This window comes from Cupriavidus sp. HPC(L) (assembly GCF_000307735.3).
Classification (GTDB): domain Bacteria; phylum Pseudomonadota; class Gammaproteobacteria; order Burkholderiales; family Burkholderiaceae; genus Cupriavidus.
Genome location: NZ_AMPR02000358.1, coordinates 1 through 1,651, shown reverse-complemented (window position 1 = coordinate 1,651; position 1,651 = coordinate 1). Strand labels below are relative to the sequence as shown.

At 71.5% G+C, this 1,651-nt stretch carries 2 protein-coding genes; both read right to left on the bottom strand.

Annotated features, from left to right (window positions below):
- On the bottom strand, nucleotides 1–653 hold a 653-nt coding region (gene rseP / locus B551_RS17810), incomplete at its 3' end, for an RIP metalloprotease RseP (RefSeq protein ID WP_023264686.1).
- Between the two features lie 14 nt (nucleotides 654–667).
- A partial coding sequence (locus tag B551_RS17805) for a 1-deoxy-D-xylulose-5-phosphate reductoisomerase (RefSeq protein ID WP_023264685.1) occupies nucleotides 668–1,651 on the bottom strand: 984 nt, incomplete at its 5' end.

The window sequence follows — 1,651 nt, the reverse complement described above, 5'->3', positions numbered from 1 at the left end:
AGCGGATCGCGCTCGGGATCGCCGCCGGTGCTGGGCAGCCGCGCGATGGTCAGGTCGCGTTCGGCGCCGTCGGCACCGCGCACGCGCAGCACCGCGCCGGCGCCGTCGAATCCCTGCGCCATCACGGCCATGCGCAGGTCGTTCCACGAGCGCACCGTCTCGGTCTCGTCGTTGGCGGTCAGCGAGAGCACGCGGTCGCCGTCGCGCACGCCGGCCTGGGCCGCGGCGGTACCCGCCACCGGGGTTGCCAGCACCGGCGCTGGCTCCTGCATGCCGCCGGCGAACAGCGTGAAATACAGCACGATCGCCAGCAGGAAGTTGGCGACCGGCCCGGCCGCGACGATGGCGATGCGCTTGCCGACCGGCTGCCGGTTGAAGGCGCGCGGCAGGTCGGCGGGATCGTAGGGAGGGTCGCGCTCGGGATCGCGTTCGCGCTCGTCGAGCATCTTGACGTAGCCGCCCAGCGGAATCGCCGCGAGCGTCCATTCGGTGCGATCTCGGTGGCGCGATACCCAGCGCAGCAGCGGACGGCCGAAGCCGATCGAGAAGCGCAGCACCTTGACGCCGCACGCGCGCGCGGCCAGGTAGTGGCCCATCTCGTGCACGTAGATCAGGATGCCGAGCGCAACGATGAAGGCGAGAATGGTCTGCATGGCGGCGGTCAGGTTCAGCTTGGCGTGGCCGCGCCGGCGCTGGCGCTTGCCTGGCTGCCCGCTTGCACCAGCGTCCGGGCCAGCGCGCGGGCCTGCTGGTCGGCCTGCAGCACCGCGTCGAGCGAGTCGGCCGCATGGCGCGGGCCCTGCTCGAGCACGCGCGCGACCACGTTGGCGATATCGGTGAAACGGATCTCGCCGTGCAGGAAGCTGTCGACCGCGATCTCGTTGGCGGCGTTCAGCACCGCGGGCGCCACGCCGCCGGCGCGCAGCGCGTCGAAGGCGAGCGCCAGGCACGGGAAGCGCTGCAGGTCCGGCGTCTCGAAGGCCAGCGTGCCGGCCGCGACCAGATCGAGCGGCGAGACGCCGGCATCGATCCGTTCGGGATAGGCGAGACCGTAAGCGATCGGCGTGCGCATGTCGGGGTTGCCCAGTTGCGCCAGCACCGAGCCGTCGGCATACGCGACCATCGAATGGACGATGCTCTGCGGGTGGATCAGCACGTCGATGCGCTCGGCGGGCGCGCCGAACAGCCAGTGGGCCTCGATGACCTCCAGGCCCTTGTTCATCATCGTGGCCGAATCGACCGAGATCTTGCGCCCCATCACCCAGTTCGGATGGGCGCAGGCCTCGTCCGGGGAAATGTCGTGCAGCGAGGCCGGATCGCGCGTGCGGAACGGCCCGCCGGACGCTGTCAGTACCACGCGGGCGACGCCGGCTCGATAGCGCGGATCGTCGAACGGCAGGCACTGGAAGATCGCGTTGTGCTCGCTGTCGATCGGCAGCAGTGTCGCGCCGTGCTCGCGCACCGCGTCCATGAAGATGGCGCCGGACATCACCAGCGCCTCCTTGTTGGCCAGCAGCACGCGCTTGCCGGCTTGCGCCGCGGCGAGCGTCGGCCGCAGTCCGGCGGCGCCCACGATCGCCGCCATCACCGTATCGGCCTCGCCGTCCGCGGCGACCTCGGCCAGCGCGGCGTCGCCGTGCAGCACCTCGGT